This is a genomic window from Leifsonia sp. NPDC014704 (assembly GCF_043083605.1).
In the GTDB taxonomy this organism is placed as follows: Bacteria; Actinomycetota; Actinomycetes; order Actinomycetales; family Microbacteriaceae; genus Leifsonia.
Genome location: NZ_JBIBYW010000001.1, coordinates 560,286 through 578,020, shown reverse-complemented (window position 1 = coordinate 578,020; position 17,735 = coordinate 560,286). Strand labels below are relative to the sequence as shown.

Sequence of the window (17,735 nt, the reverse complement as noted above, 5' to 3'; positions counted from 1 at the left end):
ATCGGACTCTATGCCTGGAGGAGATGAACGTCGACGGTTTCCGCGCCCGCTCTGCGGACACTCGTTCAGCCGGATGATTCGAGCGGCGGTGTGAGCAGCACCGCCACGACCGCGAGCATTGCCACCGTGACAATCACTCCGGTGAGAACCACCAGCCACACCCTTTGTCCGGCTGTGCGGGCTGCGAACCCGGAAGCAATAGCTGCTCCGGCGAGCACTACGAGTGACATGAGTCCCCAGATCTGCGCCTTCACAATCGTCTCGCCACCGTTGGCCTCGGCGATGCTGCTCCGGTAGGGGCCGGGCCAGCCGTAGTGGAGCGCATGCTGCCACTCCCCGTACGCGGACGCGGCCGGGACGACGAGGACGACGGCTGCAGCTCCGAAGATGAACACGGCCGCGCGGGCACGATTGAGTTCCGCGTTCGATCGACGTGAGGGCACGTTACTCATCCTCCAGACGCTATCGCTCGTCCCCACGCCGGGCCATTCGTGTCTCCGCCCGCTACCCCGGTACTTTGTTCGAGGGGGGACATCGATGAGTGGATTTCGTGGCCGCCTCGCCGGGGTCTCTGTCGTTGTGGCGTCGCTCGCGTGCGCCCTCTCCGGATGCCAGATCGGCGACTACACCGCCGTTCCGCGCGACTGCGAAGCCATCGCCGAGCCCTTCGCCCGCTGGCTCTCCGACCAGCCGCTCGTGACCTCCGCGACCGTCGTCTCATCGGAGGCGGTCCTTGACACGGACAGCTGCGACCTGACTTTGCGCGCCGTCGTCCCCGACAGCGCCACGAAAGCCCAATTCCTGCCGCTCGGCCGGGCGATCCAGCGGCACCTTCCGGCCCACGCCTCTACGACGGTCGAGATCGCCCACGGCGAGTCCACCGAATTCGTCGACTTCCGGACGGATCTGGACGACATCAGCTGGTGAAGCGGAGCGCTGGACGCGTGCGAACTTCTCCAGCAGGATGAGTCTCGATGGAGGGTCTGCCCGAGGCCGCAACGGTGGCCGCGATGTCGCTCCTTCCGGCCGGCGACAAGGCGTGGCCAGTCGCCATCGGCCTGCCCGTCGCTGCACTCGTCAGCGTGCTGTACTGGCTTCGGTTCGCCAACGCCGGACTCTCGCTCACCGCGTGGCTGCGGCGGTGACCGCAGCGGCTAGACGGCGGAACGAGGCGACTACAGGTGGGTGGGAACCGCTGGGTTGAGGCGGTTCACTGCCTGGAGCATCGGCGTGAAGTCCTGGCGCTGTGCGGAGACCACGACGGGTGGGTAGCCGCTCCCGCGTAGCACGCACGTGGACGGCGCACCGAAGAATCGGCCGGCGCGCTCGATCGCATCCACCGGGATGCTGCCGCTTCGGAGCGGCGCTCGCCAATTGAGGGTGCGGCCGACGAGTTCGACCCGGTACGCGACTCGGAAAAGCCACCAGTACATGCTCCAGCCGAGCGCAAGGATCCACAACGCGCCGAACCACACCGGCGGCCCCGGCTGCCCGCTGATGGTGCGAACCGCGAGGAAGATCCCGGCGATCACCAACACGGTCATCACGAACAGCACAAAGGCGATCTGCAGGACCGGCTGGGACCAGGTCACGTCAGCGCTCTGGTGATCGGTATCGCGCGATCTCATGCTGCCTTCCCGTCAGAATCTGCTCCCGCAGGCTACCAGCGACCCCGCCTCACACCCGGCTGATCAGCGGCCCCAGCCGCACCGCGGTGTCGGCGACCAGCGACACCAGCCCGTCCCGGTCGGCTAGGCGCGCGGCCGGGAGCGCCAGCGCGAGGCCGGCGACCAGGCGCTGGTCGTCGCCGCGCACCGGGACGGCGAGGCAGCCGAAACCCGGGACCAGCTCGCCCTCCTGCGTCGTGAACCGGGTGGGTGACGGCACGGCCCGCGCGGCCTGCTCCGCCAGGAGGAGCCGGCCGAGGGCGGAGACGCTGAGGTCCGACTGGATGCGCTTGGCGTCCGAGAGCGGGAAGTCCGGGTCCACGTCGACGGGCACCACCCGGTCGTCGCGGTAGACGGCCAGGTGCACGCCACCGCGGATGCGCCCGCGCAGGTCGGCGACCGCCTCCCGAGCGGTGGCTGCCGCATCCTGCGCCTGGGCGACATCGGCCAGCTCTGCGACTTTCCGGCCCAGGGCGAAGCCGCGGAGGTCGGGCATGCGCACGAGGTACTCGTCCTGCACCAGCAGATTCAGGATGCGGTACGCCGTCGCGCGCGGCAGGCCCAGGCGCGCGGACAGCTGCTGCGCGGTGATCCCGGGCCCCGCACGCGCGACCTCCTCCAGCACCGCGAACGCGCTGTGCACCGCGCCCGGCTGTCGTCCGCTCAGCTCCGGGATGGCGTTCATGGCGCCCCGCCGAGCACGTCCCCCATCGTCGGCTCGTCGTACAGGCCGATGCGTCGCAGCGCGTCCGGCCTCCGGCGTCGGCACAGCGCCCACAGCGCGAACGCGACGGCCGCCACCCCGGCCAGCAGCAGAACGGCGAGGGCGCGGTCGCCGGAAGCCTCGAGCCAGAGGTCGAGCGCGAGGGCTGCCACGAGACCCGCGGTCGCGACCGCAGCGGCGACGGCAGGACCGACGGTCAACTCGCCGATCCGGCGCAGGAAGAACGGCGTCGCGACGCAGACGAGCGCGTAGGCGGTCATGTACCCGGCCGCCGCGCAGACGACCACGACGCCCATCGCCTGCCACGCCCCCATTCCGGCCATCACGAGGACAGCGGGCACGGCGACCTCGACCGCGACACCCACCGCCAGCGCGACGTGCGGGGTCCGGAAGCGGCGATGCGTGCGCCCGAGGGCGCGCGGCGCGATCCCCTCGCGGCCGAGGGAGAACAGGACGCGGGCGAGCGCCGTCGTCGAGGCCAGGGCGCAGGCCAGGAAGGAGCAGGCGAGCGCCGCATCCAGCAGCAGGCCGATCCACTCGACCCCCGCACGCGCCGCCAGGTCGTTCACCGGGCTGTCGCTGGCCACCAGGTCCCCGCCGAGCGCCTCGAATCCGGCCAGCTGCGTGTAGGCGGAGAGCAGGTACAGCAGTCCTGCCGCGATCACGGTCCAGCGGATGGTGCGCGGGATGGTCGCGAACGGCCGCCGCGACTCCACGCCGAGCGTCGCGGCGCTCTCGAAGCCGACGAAGGCGGTGACGGCGACGGTCGTGCCGGCGGCGAGCTCCGGAACGCCGACCGAGCGGGGCAGTGCAATGGCCGCGAACGACGAGCCGGGCACGCGGACGAGCAGCACGACGATCAAAATCAGGATGCCCGCGATCGACAGCAGCTCGATGACGAGCGTGACCCGGGCCGACAGCCGGATGCCGCGCCACAGCACCAGCAGGCCGACGGCACCGAACCCGGCCAGCAGCAGGAGCACCAGCCCGCGCGAGCCGGTCACGCCCGGGACGGCATGAGCGAGCAGCGTCAACCCGTAGTACGCGGCGCCCAGCAGGGCGAACATCGCGACGAATCCATAGCCGACGATCATCGCGGCGCTCGTCGCGAACCCGGCCCGAACCCCCAGACCGCGCGCGGCGAACGTGTAAAGGGAGCCGGTGGCGGCCATCCGCCGGGTGAATTGGTTGACGGCGTACGCGACGAGCGCCATCAGCACCCCCGCGAGAAGGAACGCGAGCAGCGTGCCCGATCCGGCACGCGCGGCGACGAGCACTGGGCAGGTGGCCGCGGCAGCGGAGGGCGCGACGGCGCCGACCGACTGGGCCAGCACATCCACGAAACCGAGGCTGCGCCGGTCGAGACCGGCCATCGGCGAGCGCGCAGCCAGGCCGTCGACCGGTGTCGGGTCGGCGATCGCTCGGCTCAGGGCCGTCACGGGGGGCTGTGCTGTCACGGTGTGCTCCTCGCCCGCGAGGCTACGGCGGGCGTGTTGCGTCCGCGTTTCGCCGGCGTCACGGGCGCGTGACCCTCGAATGCGACACGGTCCGTCCCATTCGGCGAGCGCCGACTCTTCACAGCGGCGGAACGACCGCGCAACACCCTCTCGCGAGACTGGCGGCACCCGCCCTCTCATCCCCCTGGAGGAACCCATGACGGCTGCACAGGAGCCTCAGGCTCTGCTCGGCGATCCGATCGCCATCCGTGGTCCCGGCGCCGCGCGCCAGCTCTCCGGCCGGCTCGGCGTCGGCTCGATCGTGTTCATGGTGGTCGCCGCTGCGGCGCCGCTCACCGTGATCGGCGGCGGCTTCCCGGTCGCCGTGCTGCTGGGCAACGGCGCCGGCGTGCCGAGCATGTTCGCGATCGGCGCCGTCATCCTGCTGTTCTTCGCCGTCGGGCTGAGCGCGATGAGCCGGTTCATCCCCCGGCCGGGCGCGTTCTTCACCTATGTCGGCTACGGGATGGGGCGGCCGCTCGGCCTCGCCGCCGCCTATCTTGCGCTGCTCACCTACACGACCGTGCAGGTGGCGGTGTACGGCTACCTGGGCGCGACGCTGGAGTCGTCGGTCGTCGCGCTGCACGGCCCGGACATCCCCTGGTACGTCTACTCGCTCGCGATGATCGCCTTGGTCGGAGTCCTCGGCTACCGGCACATCGAGCTGAGTTCGCGCGTGCTCGGCATCCTGCTCATCGCGGAGGTCGGGATCGTCATTGTCTTGAGCTTCGTGATCATCGGGACGGGAGGCGCGGAGGGCCTGTCGCTCGTGCCGTTCGAGCCGAGCACCGTGCTGTCGGGCTCCCCCGGCATCGGGCTGATGTTCGCCCTCGCCGGATTCATCGGGTTCGAGTCGACGGCGATCTTCCGCGACGAGGCCAAGGAGCCGGAGAAGACCATCCCTCGGGCGACCTACATCGCGGTCATCGCCATCGGCGTCTTCTACACGTTCGCGTCCTGGGCGCTGGTGATGGGATGGGGACCCGCGAAGATCGTGGATGTGGTCGCGGCCGACACCGGCGGCTTCATCGTGAACACCGCCATCCACTACCTCGGATCCGTCGGCGGGGTCATCGTCAACGTCCTCCTGATCACGAGCCTGTTCGCCTGCGTGCTCTCTTTCCACAACGTGGTCACGCGGTACCAGCACTCGATGTCGAACGCGTCGGTGTTCCCGGCGGCGATCGGGCGCGTCCACGGCAAGCACTCGTCTCCGTACGTGTCGTCGCTGGTGCAGACCGCCACAGCGGCGGTGCTAATCGTGGCGTTCGCGCTGTTCCGCCTCGACCCCGTGCTGCAGGTGTTCACCTGGTTCAGCGGCATCGCAACCCTCGCGATCGTCGTGCTCATGGCGCTGACCTGCCTGGCCGTCATCGTCTACTTCGCCCGGAAGAAGACCGGAGCCGGTCTCTGGCGCACGGTGATCGCCCCCGTCATCGGCCTGCTCGGCCTGATCGGGGTGACGCTCATCATCGTCGACAACTTCCCCCTGCTCATCGGCGATGTGGATGCGAAGGGCACCCCGGTGGTCGGCCCGCTCTCGATCGCCTTCTTCGCCGCCATGCTCGCCGTTCCCGTGATCGGCGTGGTGCAGGCACTCGTCCTGCGCCGCAGCAAGCGCGCCGCCTACGAGAACATCATCGACACCATCAGCGCCTAGGAGACCTGACATGACGACCGAACTGCCCCTGACCCTCCCCGACGACGACACGACAGTGCCCGGTCCGCTCTCCAGCCTGACGGCGGCCGAGATCGAGGCCGTGGCGCGCATCCTCCGTTCGGCCGGTGCCGTGACGGAAACGAGCCGCTTCGTCTACGTCGGCCTGCTGGAGCCCGACAAGGCGGATGTGCTGGCCGCGCTGGCGGGCGACGCACCGACGCCGGACCGCGAGGCGCGCATCCTGCTGCTCGACGTCGCCACCGGCGAGAGCGTCGACGCCGCCGTCTCGCTCACACGCGACGAAGTCATCGCGCTCGTGCCGATCGACGGCTCGCGCGGCCAGGTGCCCATCCTCGAGGAGGAGTTCGAGGCGATCGGCGGCATCCTCGCCGCGGACGCCGGCTGGCTGGCGGCCCTCGAGAAGCGCGGGCTGGTGAGCGACCAGGTCGTCTACGCTCCGCTCTCTCCCGGCTCGTACGACATCCCCGGCGAGGAGGGCCGACGGATCATCCGCGTCTTCGCCTTCCGGATGGACCACGCCGAGGACCACCCCTGGGCCCACCCGGTGGACGGGCTGTGCGCGTACGTCGACGTCATCGCCCGCGAGGTCACCCGGGTGGTCGACGCGTTCGAGCTCCCCGTCCCCGAGGAGCCGGGCAACTTCCACCTGGAGTCCGAGCGACCGGCCCCGCTCGACACGCTCAAGCCGATCTCTATCACCCAGCCGGAGGGACCGAGCTTCGCGGTGGACGGAGACACGGTCACCTGGGCCAACTGGTCGTTCTCCCTCGGGTTCGACGCCCGGGAGGGACTCATCCTGCGGAACCTCGGTTTCGCCGACCCCGACCAGAGCGGTGAGGTCCGTCCGGTGGTCTACCGCGCATCCATCGCCGAAATGGTCGTGCCCTACGCGGACCCGTCCCCGACGCGGTACTGGCAGAACTACTTCGACACCGGCGAATACCTGTTCGGCCGGTTCGCGAACTCGCTGACACTCGGCTGCGACTGCCTCGGCGAGATCCGCTACTTCGACGCGGTGCTGTCCGACGAGTTCGGCCGGCCGAAGACGATCGAGAACGCGATCTGCATGCACGAAGAGGACTACGGGACGCTGTGGAAGCACACCGACCTGTTCACCTCCGCGAACGAGGTGCGACGGTCGCGGCGGCTCGTGATCTCCTTCTTCACCACGGTCGGCAACTACGACTACGGCTTCTACTGGTACCTGTACCTCGACGGCACGATCGAATGCGAGGCCAAACTGACCGGCATCCTCTTCACGTCGTCCTACGTCGAGGGCTCGGCCACGGCGAGCGAGGTGGCGCCCGGGCTCGGTGCGCCCTACCACCAGCACCTGTTCTCGGCGCGGCTCGACATGATGGTGGACGGGCTGGCGAACGCCGTCGAAGAGGTGGATGCGGTGCGCCTTCCGGTCAGCGAGAGCAACCCGTACGGCAACGCTTTCACGAAGCGCGCCACGCGCATCCTGAGCGAGGCGGACGGCGCTCGGGAGGCGGACGCCTCCGTCGGCCGCACCTGGCACATCGTCAACACGGAGAAGACCAACCGGCTCGGCCGGCCCACCGGATACGTGCTCCACGCGGAGCAGAACCCGACACTGATGGCCGACCCCTCCGCCACCGTCACCGCCCGGGCCGCGTTCACGACGAAGCAGCTGTGGGTGACGCAGTACGCCAGCGACGAGCGCTACCCCGCCGGCGAGTTCGTCAACCAGAACCCGGGAGGCGACGGCCTGCCCGCCTACATGGCGGCGGACCGCCCCCTCGACGGCGAGGACATCGTCCTCTGGCACACCTTCGGGCCGACCCACTTCCCGCGCCCGGAGGACTGGCCGGTCATGCCGGTCGACTACGCCAAGTTCACGCTCAAGCCGTACGGCTTCTTCGGCCGGAACCCCGCCCTCAATGTGCCGGCGGAGGCACCCGCGCACTGCGCGCCGGGGCACCACGGGCACGGGGAAACGCACGCTGGGCACGGCAACCACGCGCACCACGGATGATCGAGGCCCTGCACCTCGGCAGCATGCTCCCGGCGACGCTGGGGGCATGCTGCGTGGCGGGGAGCGCCGACCGCCGCTCCCCGCTCGCGTGGTTCGGGATGCTCGCCATGCTCGCGGCGATGGCGGACACGATGCTGCTGCCGCATCCCCTCGTCGCCCCCGTGGTGTGGGCGGCGCTGCTGGTGGCGACGGGGGTCGCGACGGCGGTGGCGCTGCGGCTGTGGCCGGAGGGTCGGGGTGGTGCAGGTGACGCGCATCCCGCGCATCCCGCTCGGACAATGGCAGTGCACCGTGCGCTGCAGGCGATCCTGGTGGGCGGGTTGATCGTCGCGGCGGGTGCGCACCACGGCGCGGTGGGCGGCGGACACTCCGCCCACGGGGTGAACGTCGTCGCGGCGCTGGGAGTCGCCGCGCTCGCCTTCGCGGTGGCGTCCGGGCTCCTGGCGTTCCGCCGGCGGCTCCCGCTTCTCCCGCGCGCCGAGGCGACACTCGGGGCGGCCTCCGTCGCGCTGATGTCGCTGCCACTGCTCGTGTAGCGCCACATTCGTGCCGAATGTGCGGAAAGGCGCCGCCAAAACGCACATTCGGCACGAATGTCAGCGCGCTCAGGTCAGCAGCGTCGGCCAGCGGCCGTCGTCGTCGAACGGTTCGAGCTCGGTGAGCAGTGTGCCGTCCTGGGTCAGACACGACGGCAGGTGCTTCACGTCGTCGCCCGCGCTTTGCTCCTCCGCCTCGCCGGTGCGACGGTCGTACCAGCCGTGCAGGTGATCCCAGGTGGCGAACAGGACGAGATGGTGGTCCGCCTCGTTGTCGATCCACGCCCGGGTGATCGTCGGGATGCCGGTCTCCCGCGCGACGCGGCGGGTGCTCTTCGCACTCAGGGTCTGGATGGTCACAGCCGTCAGTGTGTCGTCACCGGGTGCAGGGCGTTGCTCAGCGTGCATCCCGCCTCGCCGGACTGCAGGGTGATGTTGGCCGGGTGCCACACGCGCACGGAGCCGTCGGCGTCCCGCTTTCCTACCAGGCAGTCAGTGGTGCCCGAGATGCCGACGGCGACGCCGAGGACCGTGCCTTCCGCACCGCTGTCGCGGGTCAGGTGGGCGCCGGTGACGGGGTCGTGCCGGACGGAATCGTCCGGGAACGCGGCCTTCAGATCGCCGGCGAGGCTCTTCGGCGTAGCGGCAGCCAGCACTGCGGAGATCCGGTCGGCGGTGTCGGCGGGCAGACTCGGATTCGGAAGCGGCGTCGGTGGCGGCGAAGCAGGAGCGGGCGGGCAGATCACGCTCTTCGGCTTCGTCGTGCTCCACTGGAAGAACGGACGGACGCGGAAGGCGAAGCATCCCGACCAGTCCCCTTCCGACCAGCCTTTCTGCGCGAGCGAAGCGGACCGGCTCGGGGCGTGCGCGGTGATGCGGAGGGTGATGCGGGCGCCGCCCGGATCGCGTGTCATCCCCTTCCACGACATCGCCTGAACCGACAGCTCGACGTCGTCGGCTGTCACGGTCGGCGCCGCGCCGCTCGATGCGCGGTACGAGTCGGAGTAGCGGTAGGCGAGGTCGGAGGCGAGCACGTTGCGCGGGCGGGAGTCGTCGATCGTCTCCGCGATGCGCTCTGCCTCCTGCCGGGCGGCATCCCGTGCGATGGAGTCTCCCGTCTCGTCACTGCCCACGCGGAGCGGTGCCGCGCAGGCGGCGAGCGCAGACGTGAGCAGGACGGCAGCCACGAGAGTCGCGACGGTGCGTCTCATCGGACTTCCCGTCAGCCCGCCTGCGCCGGCGGTGAATCCTGTCGCAGCGACCTGCGCCCGATCGTGAACCAGAGGATCGCTCCGAGGAGGGGCGCCAGCGTCACCAGGATGAGCCATCCGACCGTCGGTCCTGCGGCGGCCCGCATCGCGGCGATCTGGATCACGGCGATCAGCCACAGGATGAACGGGATGACGAACATCCCCAGGATCAGCACATGCCATCCGACGAGCCCACTGAACACGAATCCCCCATTCGCCCGGTGACACGACCCTACCGGACGACTGACCCGCTCACCGGCTCACCGCCAGCCGTAACGCGAGGCAAGCGCCCGGCGCACGGTGTCGAACCGGCGCGCGTCGAGTGCAGCGCCCTCGCGGCGCATGCCGCCCTGCTGCACCCGGAACACCCGGTCGAGCCGGACGAAGCTGGGGCGGTGGCGTCCATCCCACTCCCCCGAGCCGATCGGCAGGTACTCCGGTCGGCCGGGATGCTCCTGACTGGTCAGCGCGACCGCGAGCACGGAACCGGACGGCTCGGTGGCGACCACGAGCACCGGGCGGTCCTTGCCGCGGCCGTCCGCCTCCTCGTACGGCACCCACGTCCATACGATCTCGCCGGGGTCGGCATCGCCGTCGAGGCTGGGGTTGTACGACGTGCGGATGCGGCCCAGCCGAGACGGATCGACCTGGACGGTCTCAGCCGGCCGGCTCGGAGTCCGATCCGCTCGCGACGGACGGAACAGTGCGCCCAGGGCCGACAGGACGCTTCTCACGGATGCCACGAACGGCACCATAGCGGACCCGCGTGAGCCCGACCGTGAACCGCAGGGCGAGGGCGAGCAGCAGGGAGACGGTCGTCGCGTAGAGCAGCACGGACATTCCGGCGATCCCCTGGGCGATGAACAGGTCGAAGTTGCCGCTGTCGACCATCCCGCCGCCGATCGCGAACAGGCCGGGGAAGAGAAGTCCCACGAGGCTTCCGACGATCGTCACGACGGACAGCGTCAGGGCCGGCCCGAAACGGGCGCGGGCGGCCAGGTCAACCATCGTGGCGCACGCCAGGGCGGACAGCGCGCCGACGAGCATCGCCCAGCCGAGCGTGAGAACGCCGGAGGCCGCGGTGGCGGCGACCAGACCGGCGAGCGCCCCGCACGCCGCGCTCGTCAGCGTCGGACGGCGCAGCACCACAGCATCCACGAGCATCCACATCAGGACTCCGGTCGCCGACGCGAGGAACCCACCGAACGCCATCAGTGGTGCGTACGCATCGAGGGCGCCCTCCGAGCCGACGATCAACCCCAGCCAGCCGACCCAGACCAGCGCGCCGCCGATCGCGACCAGCGACGGCCGGCTCGCATGCGTCGGCAGGTGCTCACCCCGACCGCAGGCGAGCAGGATGCCGACAGCACTCCCACCCGCGGCGAGCACCACCAGGGACCCGCCGAAGTCCACGACCTTGAGCCCGGCGACCGCCCAGCCGTCGTTGAGGGCGAAGACGCCGTACGCCACCGGCACGACCACCACCGGGAACCAAAGCACCGTGAACACGATCCACGCCCGCAGGGTCAGCCGCGAGGCGACCGCGACCCCGACGATCGCCGTGCAGAGCACCAGAACGGCCATCAGGTATCCGGCGCGGGCGAGTGGATAGGGCGACGCGTCGGCCGCGTCCGGGCCGGCCATCGACGCCAGCCCGACGTCCGGACGGCCGACGAGATGCGGGATGAGCGGGTCGCCGACGATCATGCCGTACCCGCCCAGAACGGCGAGCAGCACGACGACGGCCGCGCCGACCAGCACGAACCGCAGCGCCCGGGCCGCCCGGGCGCGGCCGGCCATGCCGCCGGCGAAGAACGCCAGGCCGAACGCGGCCAGCAGCACCAGCGCGCCGCAGAAGAACAGCAGCAGCGCATCCACCTGATCCGGCGTGGCGTGTGCCATGGGCTCCCTCGGTCGAAATGCCTGCACTCACCCTAGCGACGACAGGACGGGGCGCCGCCTTCCGGCGACGCCCCGTCCCTTGCGGTCGAGTGACGGTCGATCAGACCGTCTCGAGCGAGTAGCCCTCCTCGCCGTGCACGACGGTGTCGACACCGGCGAGCTCGTCCTCGTTCTTGATCCGGAAGCCCATGGTCTTCTGGATGACCCAGCCGATCGCGTAGGCCAGGACGAAGGAGTAGATCAGCACTGCGAAGGCGCCGAGGGCCTGCACACCGAGCTGCTGGAAGCTGCCGCCGTACAGGAGGCTCGAGAACGGCTTCTTCGCGTCGCCGTCCACGTGGGTGAAGCCGAAGACGCCGATCCACAGGGTTCCGATGATGCCGCCGACGAGGTGGATGCCGACCACGTCGAGCGAGTCGTCGAAGCCGAGGCGGAACTTCAGGTCGATGGCCAGGGCGCAGACCGCACCGGCGACCAGGCCGAGGACGATCCCCCAGCCGGGCGTGAGGATGTTACAGGCCGGGGTGATCGCGACCAGACCGGCCACGGCACCGGACGCGGCGCCGATGGACGTGGGCTTGCCGTCCTTGATCTTCTCGACGATCAGCCAGCCGATGGTCGCAGCGGCCGGAGCGGCGAGGGTGTTGACCCAGGCGAGCGCGGCGACACCGTCGACCGCGGCCTCCGACCCGGCGTTGAAGCCGAACCAGCCGAACCACAGCAGGGCGGCGCCGAGCAGGGTGAGCGGGACGTTGTGCGGCTTGTTCATGCCCTTCTGGAAGCCGACGCGCTTGCCGAGCACCAGGGCGAGGGCGAGACCCGCAGCACCGGCGTTGATGTGGACGGCGGTGCCGCCCGCGAAGTCGTTCACGTGGAGCCCGGCGGCGATCCAGCCGTGCTGCAGGTTGAAGACCCAGTACGCGACCGGGAAGTAGACGACCGTGACCCAGATGCCCGCGAACACCATCCAGGAGCTGAACTTGGCGCGGTCGGCGATCGCGCCGGAGATCAGCGCGACGGTGATGATGGCGAAGGTGGCCTGGAAGCCGGCGAAGGCGAGGCCGCCGAGGTCAGGCGTGATCCCGTCCTTGCCCATCAGGCTCGACAGGAACCAGTCGGGGGTCCCCAGCACGCCGGGGATCGAGGCGGGGCCGAAGGCGAGACCGTAGCCGTAGAGCACCCAGAGGACGCCGACCAGGGCCATCGCGCCGAAGCTCATCATCATCATGCTGATGACGCTCTTGGCCCGGACCATGCCGCCGTAGAAGAAGGCGACACCGGGGGTCATCAGCAGGACGAGGGCTGCGGCGACAAGGAGCCAGAGGGCGTTGACCGTCCCTGCCTCCGCGTAGTCCGCTGCTGTGTGGAGCACCATGCGAATTGTCTACCTCTCTGTGCATAGCCCCGCGGGGTGACGCGATCCCGATCCGGGTGGGGGGCGCTTTCGGGGTGGAGCCAGTCTCGATGCGAGAGGTTTCGTGAGAGGGATGCTCGTGTTTCGCGACTGTTACGCATCCCGGCGGTGTGTAAACAGTGTGTTTCGGGATGCTGCCGATGTGCTCGGCCGGCGTACGGAGTCGGCCGGGAGGCGCGGGGGTGTCGGGGTCAGTGCGGGGATGGCGTGTTCAGATCACGCAACGACCGCTCGCGCGCCCAGCTGCGGATCGACGGATCCGCGAACACTCCGTAAACACATCGATGGCCACGGTTTCGGTGGTCGCGGTGAGACCATACTCGACCCCGTCAGCCCGCTCGGCACGCATCTCCACAGCCATCCAGTCCGTACCGGTGGTCGAGTCGATGGTTCTGGTCACGGTGAAGCCTTGGCTCTCCCCGTGTGCGGTGAGCTTGTTCGCGATCGGATGCGGGTCATGCTCGAACGGAGCGTGGAAGACGACGGCGGTGACCTGAAACGCATCATCTGAGGCAGTAGTGGCGTATGGTGCGAGGCTCACGTTTCCCACCGCCGGGTCCCACGGCTTGCTCTTTGCCAACGGTGTGTCGTCCGTCCACTCGTCGATGTGCGCAGTGGCGGCGATCGCGGCGCTGGTGAGGTCGGCCCACTGAGTCAGCAGCTCCGCAATGGTCTTCTGCGGACCGCTCGCGCTGTACGGTACAGGATCACGCAGAGCAGGAACTGACGTACACACTCCCAACAGCGACACGACCGCGGTCACCAAAACCGCGACACGCATTTGTTCACAGCCTCACACGGCATCCGCCCGCCGCGGATCACCCCGCAACGGGGCCGTTACCAGACCCACCCGTCGTCATCGACTTCTGTCCCGGCGGAGGAGGACGGAGTCGGAGACGGCGCGTTCAGGTCACGTAAAGACCGCTCACGGGCCCACTCATGGATCGATGGATCCGCGGAACACTCCGTCAGTACATCGATTCCTACCTGCTCCGTCGTGGCGGTGAGACCGTAAGAGACACCGTCGGAGCGCTCCGCGCGCAGCCCAACGCTTGTCTTGCCCGAGGGAGAGGTCCAGTCAATGATTCGGGTGACGGTGAAGCCTTGGCTCTCCCAGTACGCGGTGAGCTTATCCGCGATGGGATGCGGATCATGCTCGAATGCGACGTGGGTAGCAATTGCAGAGACCTGAGAAGCGTCGTCCGATGTTGTTGTAGCACACGGTGCCAGGCTCACGTCTTCGGCGGCCGGGTCCCACGGCTTCTTGTCTTGGATCGGGCCGCGGAACCAGCCCTCAGTGTGCCCGGTGGCCGCGATCGCGGCGTTGGTGAGGTCCTCCCACTGGGTCAGCAATTGCGTGATGGTCTTCTCCGGACCATTCGGGGTGTGCGGGACAGGGTCACGCAGAGCGGGAACAGACATACATCCTCCTGTCAGCGACGCTGTCACGGTCATCACGACCGCGACACCGCACCTCTTCGCGACTTCACCCCGCATCCGCCTGGCGCGGATCACTCCCGCCACGAGGCGGTTACCAAACCCATCCGTCGTCGTCGACCTCCGCCCCGGCGGACGGCGACGGCGATGGAGAAGGAGTCGGGGTCTGGTAAAGGGAGTCCAGCCTCTGTTGCACACGCTCCTCCGCCCACGCATGTATCGAGGGATCCGCCGAACATTCAGTCAACACGTCGATGGCGACAATCTCCGTCGTCGCGGTGAGACCGTACTCGACCCCATCAGCCCGCTCAGCACGCATCTCCACGGCCATCCAGTCCGTACCGGTGGTCGAGTCGATGGTTCGGGTGACGGTAAACCCCTGGCTCTCCCAATAAGCGGTGAGCTTGTCCGCAATCGGATGCGGGTCATGCTCGAACGGAGCGTGGAAAACGACGGCCGTGACCTGGGATGCATCATCCGAGGCAGTCGTGGCGCACGGTGCCAGGCTCACGCCTCCTCCCGCCGGGTCCCATGGCTTGCTTTTCGCCAACGGTGTGTCTTCCGTCCACCCGTCAGTGTGCCCGGTGGCCGCGATCGCCGCCTTAGTCAGTTCAGCCCACTGGGTCAGGAGCTGTGAGATGGTCTTCTCCGGACCACTCGGGCTGCGCGGGATGGGATCTCGCAGAGCAGGAACAGACATACACCCTCCTAGAAACGCCGTCGCCGCAATTACTACTGCAGCCGTGGCGCAAATTCTTCCGACGCGACGCACGCGCGCTTTGTGATTCATCGGGTTGGCCGCAACCCTCCTTCGACCTTCCCGGGAAGGCCGATCGTTGTAAAGGCAGCGTTGTACAGCGACTCCGTTTTGAGGTCGAGGTAGCCGTACCCTGCGGGGGCCGTCCCGTTCAGCGGGTTCGGATTGTCATCAGCCAGCGTCGCCCCTAGCGCGCTATGCCCTCTGGTCTGTTTCACCACGCTCCCGTCCGGAAGCACCGCACCTTCGGAGGAGAACGACTGCGCACCACCCATCGTCCAACCCGGACCGGCTACCTCCGGGTTGGGCTCGGCACGCCGACCCGCCACTGATCCGAACGGCGCAAGCAAGTCCTTCTGCGCCGCAGTCGTGTAGATCGCCGCAGAACCATCCGACTGTTTCACATGCAGATCCGACAACGATTTCACCACCTGGGTGTCGATTCCGGCAGATCCGAGCATGGTGAAGGAGTCGATCCGGTGTTTGGTGTGGGTCAACGCATCCGCAGCCATCGTCGTGCCATACGAATGTGCCAGGACTGACACGTATGCGGGCTTGGCGGCGCGAGTGGCGTGGGTGCCGTCCAGCTCCGCCGCGAATCGCCAGGATCCGTCCTGCGCTGCCGCCGGGTTGTTCACCGTCAGCAGATCCGGAGTGTCATAGCCCATCCAACCCACCACACCATGTGTACGACCAGGGTCGAGCCTGCGTTGCTCGTTGTAGAGGTTCTTTGCGGACCGCGACCAATCCTTAGTGGCGTCGGCGGCGTCGGAGAGCATGCCGGGCGCCGCCCAGGTCACGGTGTCGGCCGTGTCCAGGTCGCCGTATCCGACGGCGACCATCGGAACCGACGCGTCCAGGTTGAAGCAGACCAGCGACGCTGACGGATCGGCAAGAACGTCTCCGAGGGCGGCCAGTACTTTTCGCTGCTGCGGCGTGAGAGTGCCCGGGTGCGACCGCGCCGCTTTGTAGATCTCCAGGTTGCAGCGACCGCGGACCGCGTACGGCAACCCCGCCAGATTGCCCAGGACACCAGGCACGGCCGTCTCGAACGCACCCTGCGCCTCGGGGTCGAGGCCGGACCACCACTTCGCGACCTGGTCCGGGGATGGTGGGTGCTGCCAGAACTGCTGCAGGATGTGTGGGTCGTCGGCGACGAGGGTGGCCAGTTCCTGGGGTGTCAGGCTTTTCAGCGTGTCCATGAGCGTGGCGTTCACGCTCGCCGTCGGTGAGATCTTCGACAGCTTTCCCACCATCGACGCGAACGCCTGCCGCTCCGGCTTCGCGACGGTGGTCAGTGCGTCGTGCAACGCAGCATCCAGGGTGTCGGCGAACACCCTCTCGGCTGCGTCGTACTCGCGCTTGGCGTCTTGCGCTCGACGCTTCGCATCCTCCAGGCGTTCCTGTGCGTCCTCGACCGCGAACCGTGCCGTCGTCAGGTCTCCGCTGGCCTCCTGCTCCCGCCGGCGTGCAGCCGACACGTCCCCCGCCGATGGTGCGGTCTTGCCCGGTGGCGGCTTCTCGGTTGAGGCGTACGCCTTCTGCAGCGCACTCAGCGCGGACAGGAGGGCGGCATGCTCTGCGCCCAACGCGGCGACCGACTCCTGCGCCAGCTCCAGATCCGCCAACGCGTCCGCCGCGTCCCGCAACGCCCGATCGGCAGAACTCTGCGCCAGCCCCATCGACGCCGACCACCGGGTCGCCGCCTCAACACCCTCCGCGTGGCGTGCCGCCGCGTCCGAGGCCGACGCCGTCAACGAACGCAACCGATCCGAGAACACGTCCGCGGCCAAACCCGACCACGACGCCGCACCCAGACGGGTGTCCAGCACGTTCCGGGACACCTCCGCCTGACGATCCAACCGCTCCGACCACTTCCGAAGGTGGGTGCCGAGCGCCTCTACCATTTCCCGATCACCTGGCGTCGGGTCCGTTTCGTACCCGACCGGCGACCAGTCCTCTGCTCTAGAACCCAACGAACTGGCCCCCGCGACTCGTCAGGCTCTGGGCGTCATCCGCATCGCGTCGCTCGTACGACGCGGCAGCCTGCTCCAGCGCTCCGGCCAGCGTTCCGATCAGGTCATCGACGGCCGTCTGACCCGGAACCCAGTACGACTCGAATCGTCCGACGGCTCCCTCCGAGACGGCCGATCCGAAATCCTTCCCCTCCGTCGCCGACGGGCGACGGCCCATGACTGCCCCCTTCAACGACGCCGCACCCGCCCTCAACTCGGCCGTATCGACCCCGACAGCCCTGACCATCTGCGCTCCAACATTTCAATCGGTATTTCTCGCAGACCGTATCATTTCCGGTCGAGCGCGAATCCGATCGTGGCCGCAATAGAGCGCGCGACCGAGCAGTGGTTCCTATCGCAGGGCGCGAAGGATGCCGCCGATGTGCTCGGCAGGCGCTGCAACGCCCCTAGGCGGCGAGCTTCTGGCGCACCTGCCGCTTGGCGCGGCCGAGCAGCGCGGACATCCCGCGCAACCGCAACGGCGAGACCGCCTGCGTGAGCCCGAGCGTCTGCGGGAAGTCGTCGGGCACGGCGAGGACCTCGTCGGCGGTGAGGCCGGCGAGGCCCTGCACGAGGATGGACGCGAAGCCGCGGGTCGTCGGAGCCTCCGCCGGCGCGGTCGCGTACAGGTGTACGATTCCGGCGCCGTCGACCTCCACGAAGATGTAGACCGGCGCCTGGCACTCCTCGACGCGCTCCAGTAGGTCGGGGTGGTCGCGGTAGCGTTCGGGCAGTTCGGGGAGCTCGTCGGAGAACTCCAGCAGCAGCTGCAGCCGGTCGTTCTGCTCCAGCGCCTGGAAGTCGTCGCGGATCTCGGCGAGGGTCCCCGTCAGTTCGGTCATCCCTTAAGGCTACGT

General features: G+C 68.9%; 21 protein-coding genes. 5 read left to right on the top strand and 16 right to left on the bottom strand.

The window, feature by feature from the left end; translation table 11 throughout:
• Window positions 1–65: 65 nt before the first annotated feature.
• Window positions 66–452 carry a hypothetical protein gene (locus ACF1AJ_RS02820; protein ID WP_391506040.1) on the bottom strand — a complete coding sequence of 129 codons (387 nt, stop codon included), beginning with the start codon at window positions 450–452 and terminating at the stop codon, window positions 66–68.
• 85 nt (window positions 453–537) lie between these two features.
• Here ACF1AJ_RS02820 and ACF1AJ_RS02815 point away from each other — a divergent pair, with 85 nt between their 5' ends.
• Both ACF1AJ_RS02815 and ACF1AJ_RS02810 read left to right on the top strand, forming a co-directional pair.
• The gene (locus tag ACF1AJ_RS02815; protein ID WP_391506039.1) at window positions 538–927 is read left to right on the top strand and encodes a hypothetical protein; all 390 of its coding nucleotides are present in this window, start codon (window positions 538–540) and stop codon (window positions 925–927) included.
• A gap of 47 nt (window positions 928–974) precedes the next feature.
• Window positions 975–1,145, top strand: coding sequence for a hypothetical protein (locus ACF1AJ_RS02810; RefSeq protein WP_391506038.1), 171 nt, complete (start codon window positions 975–977; stop codon window positions 1,143–1,145).
• Between the two features lie 30 nt (window positions 1,146–1,175).
• Here ACF1AJ_RS02810 and ACF1AJ_RS02805 read toward each other — a convergent pair whose 3' ends face one another.
• From ACF1AJ_RS02805 to ACF1AJ_RS02795, 3 genes are read right to left on the bottom strand one after another with little or no spacing between them, the layout of a single operon-like run.
• On the bottom strand, window positions 1,176–1,628 hold the full coding sequence (locus tag ACF1AJ_RS02805) for a hypothetical protein (RefSeq protein ID WP_391506037.1): 453 nt from the start codon (window positions 1,626–1,628) through the stop codon (window positions 1,176–1,178).
• A gap of 49 nt (window positions 1,629–1,677) precedes the next feature.
• Window positions 1,678–2,352: a helix-turn-helix domain-containing protein gene (locus tag ACF1AJ_RS02800; protein ID WP_391506036.1), complete on the bottom strand. Its 675-nt coding sequence runs from the start codon at window positions 2,350–2,352 to the stop codon at window positions 1,678–1,680.
• Window positions 2,349–3,848: an APC family permease gene (locus ACF1AJ_RS02795; RefSeq protein WP_391506035.1), complete on the bottom strand. Its 1,500-nt coding sequence runs from the start codon at window positions 3,846–3,848 to the stop codon at window positions 2,349–2,351. The genes ACF1AJ_RS02800 and ACF1AJ_RS02795 overlap by 4 nt, the downstream gene beginning before the upstream one ends.
• 196 nt (window positions 3,849–4,044) lie before the next feature.
• On the opposite strand from ACF1AJ_RS02795, the gene ACF1AJ_RS02790 reads away from it, so the two are divergent.
• Genes ACF1AJ_RS02790 through ACF1AJ_RS02780 form a run of 3 tightly spaced genes read left to right on the top strand, consistent with a single transcriptional unit; the run spans window position 4,045 to window position 8,103 of the window.
• Window positions 4,045–5,547, top strand: coding sequence for an APC family permease (locus ACF1AJ_RS02790; protein ID WP_391506034.1), 1,503 nt, complete (start codon window positions 4,045–4,047; stop codon window positions 5,545–5,547).
• Window positions 5,548–5,557: 10 nt separating this feature from the next.
• Window positions 5,558–7,567: a primary-amine oxidase gene (locus ACF1AJ_RS02785; protein ID WP_391506033.1), complete on the top strand. Its 2,010-nt coding sequence runs from the start codon at window positions 5,558–5,560 to the stop codon at window positions 7,565–7,567.
• On the top strand, window positions 7,564–8,103 hold the full coding sequence (locus ACF1AJ_RS02780; RefSeq protein ID WP_391506032.1) for a hypothetical protein: 540 nt from the start codon (window positions 7,564–7,566) through the stop codon (window positions 8,101–8,103). Before ACF1AJ_RS02785 ends, ACF1AJ_RS02780 begins: the two co-directional genes overlap by 4 nt.
• A 69-nt stretch (window positions 8,104–8,172) precedes the next feature.
• Here the strand turns inward: ACF1AJ_RS02780 and ACF1AJ_RS02775 are convergent, their stop codons facing one another.
• From ACF1AJ_RS02775 to ACF1AJ_RS02720, 12 genes are all read right to left on the bottom strand, one after another.
• Entirely contained in the window at window positions 8,173–8,463 is a 291-nt protein-coding gene (locus ACF1AJ_RS02775; RefSeq protein ID WP_391506031.1) for a hypothetical protein, read from the bottom strand.
• A 5-nt stretch (window positions 8,464–8,468) separates the two neighbouring features.
• On the bottom strand, window positions 8,469–9,314 hold the full coding sequence (locus ACF1AJ_RS02770; RefSeq protein ID WP_391506030.1) for a hypothetical protein: 846 nt from the start codon (window positions 9,312–9,314) through the stop codon (window positions 8,469–8,471).
• A gap of 11 nt (window positions 9,315–9,325) precedes the next feature.
• Entirely contained in the window at window positions 9,326–9,556 is a 231-nt protein-coding gene (locus ACF1AJ_RS02765; RefSeq protein ID WP_391506029.1) for a PLD nuclease N-terminal domain-containing protein, read from the bottom strand.
• 57 nt (window positions 9,557–9,613) lie between these two features.
• The gene (locus ACF1AJ_RS02760; RefSeq protein WP_391507423.1) at window positions 9,614–10,087 is read right to left on the bottom strand and encodes a type II toxin-antitoxin system PemK/MazF family toxin; all 474 of its coding nucleotides are present in this window, start codon (window positions 10,085–10,087) and stop codon (window positions 9,614–9,616) included.
• Window positions 10,011–11,255 (bottom strand): ammonium transporter, encoded by a 1,245-nt coding sequence (locus ACF1AJ_RS02755; RefSeq protein WP_391506028.1) that lies wholly within the window; start codon window positions 11,253–11,255, stop codon window positions 10,011–10,013. The genes ACF1AJ_RS02760 and ACF1AJ_RS02755 overlap by 77 nt, the downstream gene beginning before the upstream one ends.
• A 100-nt stretch (window positions 11,256–11,355) precedes the next feature.
• Window positions 11,356–12,630, bottom strand: coding sequence for an ammonium transporter (locus ACF1AJ_RS02750; RefSeq protein WP_391506027.1), 1,275 nt, complete (start codon window positions 12,628–12,630; stop codon window positions 11,356–11,358).
• A gap of 250 nt (window positions 12,631–12,880) precedes the next feature.
• Entirely contained in the window at window positions 12,881–13,450 is a 570-nt protein-coding gene (locus ACF1AJ_RS02745; protein ID WP_391506026.1) for a hypothetical protein, read from the bottom strand.
• Window positions 13,451–13,506: 56 nt separating this feature from the next.
• A complete protein-coding gene (locus tag ACF1AJ_RS02740; RefSeq protein WP_391506025.1) occupies window positions 13,507–14,091 on the bottom strand; it encodes a hypothetical protein in 585 nt (194 codons plus the stop codon).
• A gap of 109 nt (window positions 14,092–14,200) precedes the next feature.
• A complete protein-coding gene (locus ACF1AJ_RS02735; RefSeq protein ID WP_391506024.1) occupies window positions 14,201–14,806 on the bottom strand; it encodes a hypothetical protein in 606 nt (201 codons plus the stop codon).
• A gap of 86 nt (window positions 14,807–14,892) precedes the next feature.
• On the bottom strand, window positions 14,893–16,770 hold the full coding sequence (locus tag ACF1AJ_RS02730; RefSeq protein ID WP_391506023.1) for an alpha/beta hydrolase: 1,878 nt from the start codon (window positions 16,768–16,770) through the stop codon (window positions 14,893–14,895).
• Window positions 16,771–16,828: 58 nt separating this feature from the next.
• Complete coding sequence (locus tag ACF1AJ_RS02725) at window positions 16,829–17,056, bottom strand: hypothetical protein (RefSeq protein WP_391506022.1); 228 nt, start codon at window positions 17,054–17,056, stop codon at window positions 16,829–16,831.
• A gap of 229 nt (window positions 17,057–17,285) precedes the next feature.
• Window positions 17,286–17,720 carry a SufE family protein gene (locus tag ACF1AJ_RS02720; protein ID WP_391506021.1) on the bottom strand — a complete coding sequence of 145 codons (435 nt, stop codon included), beginning with the start codon at window positions 17,718–17,720 and terminating at the stop codon, window positions 17,286–17,288.
• Between the last annotated feature and the right edge of the window lie 15 nt (window positions 17,721–17,735).

Excerpts from the sequence above, each read along its gene's own strand:
- ACF1AJ_RS02820 (WP_391506040.1), bottom strand. The coding sequence starts at position 452 with ATGAGTAACGTGCCCTCACGTCGATCGAACGCGGAACTCAATCGTGCC.
- ACF1AJ_RS02815 (WP_391506039.1), top strand. The coding sequence starts at position 538 with ATGAGTGGATTTCGTGGCCGCCTCGCCGGGGTCTCTGTCGTTGTGGCG.
- ACF1AJ_RS02810 (WP_391506038.1), top strand. The coding sequence starts at position 975 with ATGGAGGGTCTGCCCGAGGCCGCAACGGTGGCCGCGATGTCGCTCCTT.
- ACF1AJ_RS02805 (WP_391506037.1), bottom strand. The coding sequence starts at position 1,628 with ATGAGATCGCGCGATACCGATCACCAGAGCGCTGACGTGACCTGGTCC.
- ACF1AJ_RS02800 (WP_391506036.1), bottom strand. The coding sequence starts at position 2,352 with ATGAACGCCATCCCGGAGCTGAGCGGACGACAGCCGGGCGCGGTGCAC.
- ACF1AJ_RS02790 (WP_391506034.1), top strand. The coding sequence starts at position 4,045 with ATGACGGCTGCACAGGAGCCTCAGGCTCTGCTCGGCGATCCGATCGCC.
- ACF1AJ_RS02785 (WP_391506033.1), top strand. The coding sequence starts at position 5,558 with ATGACGACCGAACTGCCCCTGACCCTCCCCGACGACGACACGACAGTG.
- ACF1AJ_RS02780 (WP_391506032.1), top strand. The coding sequence starts at position 7,564 with ATGATCGAGGCCCTGCACCTCGGCAGCATGCTCCCGGCGACGCTGGGG.
- ACF1AJ_RS02770 (WP_391506030.1), bottom strand. The coding sequence starts at position 9,314 with ATGAGACGCACCGTCGCGACTCTCGTGGCTGCCGTCCTGCTCACGTCT.
- ACF1AJ_RS02755 (WP_391506028.1), bottom strand. The coding sequence starts at position 11,255 with ATGGCACACGCCACGCCGGATCAGGTGGATGCGCTGCTGCTGTTCTTC.
- ACF1AJ_RS02750 (WP_391506027.1), bottom strand. The coding sequence starts at position 12,630 with ATGGTGCTCCACACAGCAGCGGACTACGCGGAGGCAGGGACGGTCAAC.
- ACF1AJ_RS02745 (WP_391506026.1), bottom strand. The coding sequence starts at position 13,450 with ATGCGTGTCGCGGTTTTGGTGACCGCGGTCGTGTCGCTGTTGGGAGTG.
- ACF1AJ_RS02740 (WP_391506025.1), bottom strand. The coding sequence starts at position 14,091 with ATGTCTGTTCCCGCTCTGCGTGACCCTGTCCCGCACACCCCGAATGGT.
- ACF1AJ_RS02735 (WP_391506024.1), bottom strand. The coding sequence starts at position 14,806 with ATGTCTGTTCCTGCTCTGCGAGATCCCATCCCGCGCAGCCCGAGTGGT.
- ACF1AJ_RS02730 (WP_391506023.1), bottom strand. The coding sequence starts at position 16,770 with ATGGTAGAGGCGCTCGGCACCCACCTTCGGAAGTGGTCGGAGCGGTTG.
- ACF1AJ_RS02725 (WP_391506022.1), bottom strand. The coding sequence starts at position 17,056 with ATGGGCCGTCGCCCGTCGGCGACGGAGGGGAAGGATTTCGGATCGGCC.
- ACF1AJ_RS02720 (WP_391506021.1), bottom strand. The coding sequence starts at position 17,720 with ATGACCGAACTGACGGGGACCCTCGCCGAGATCCGCGACGACTTCCAG.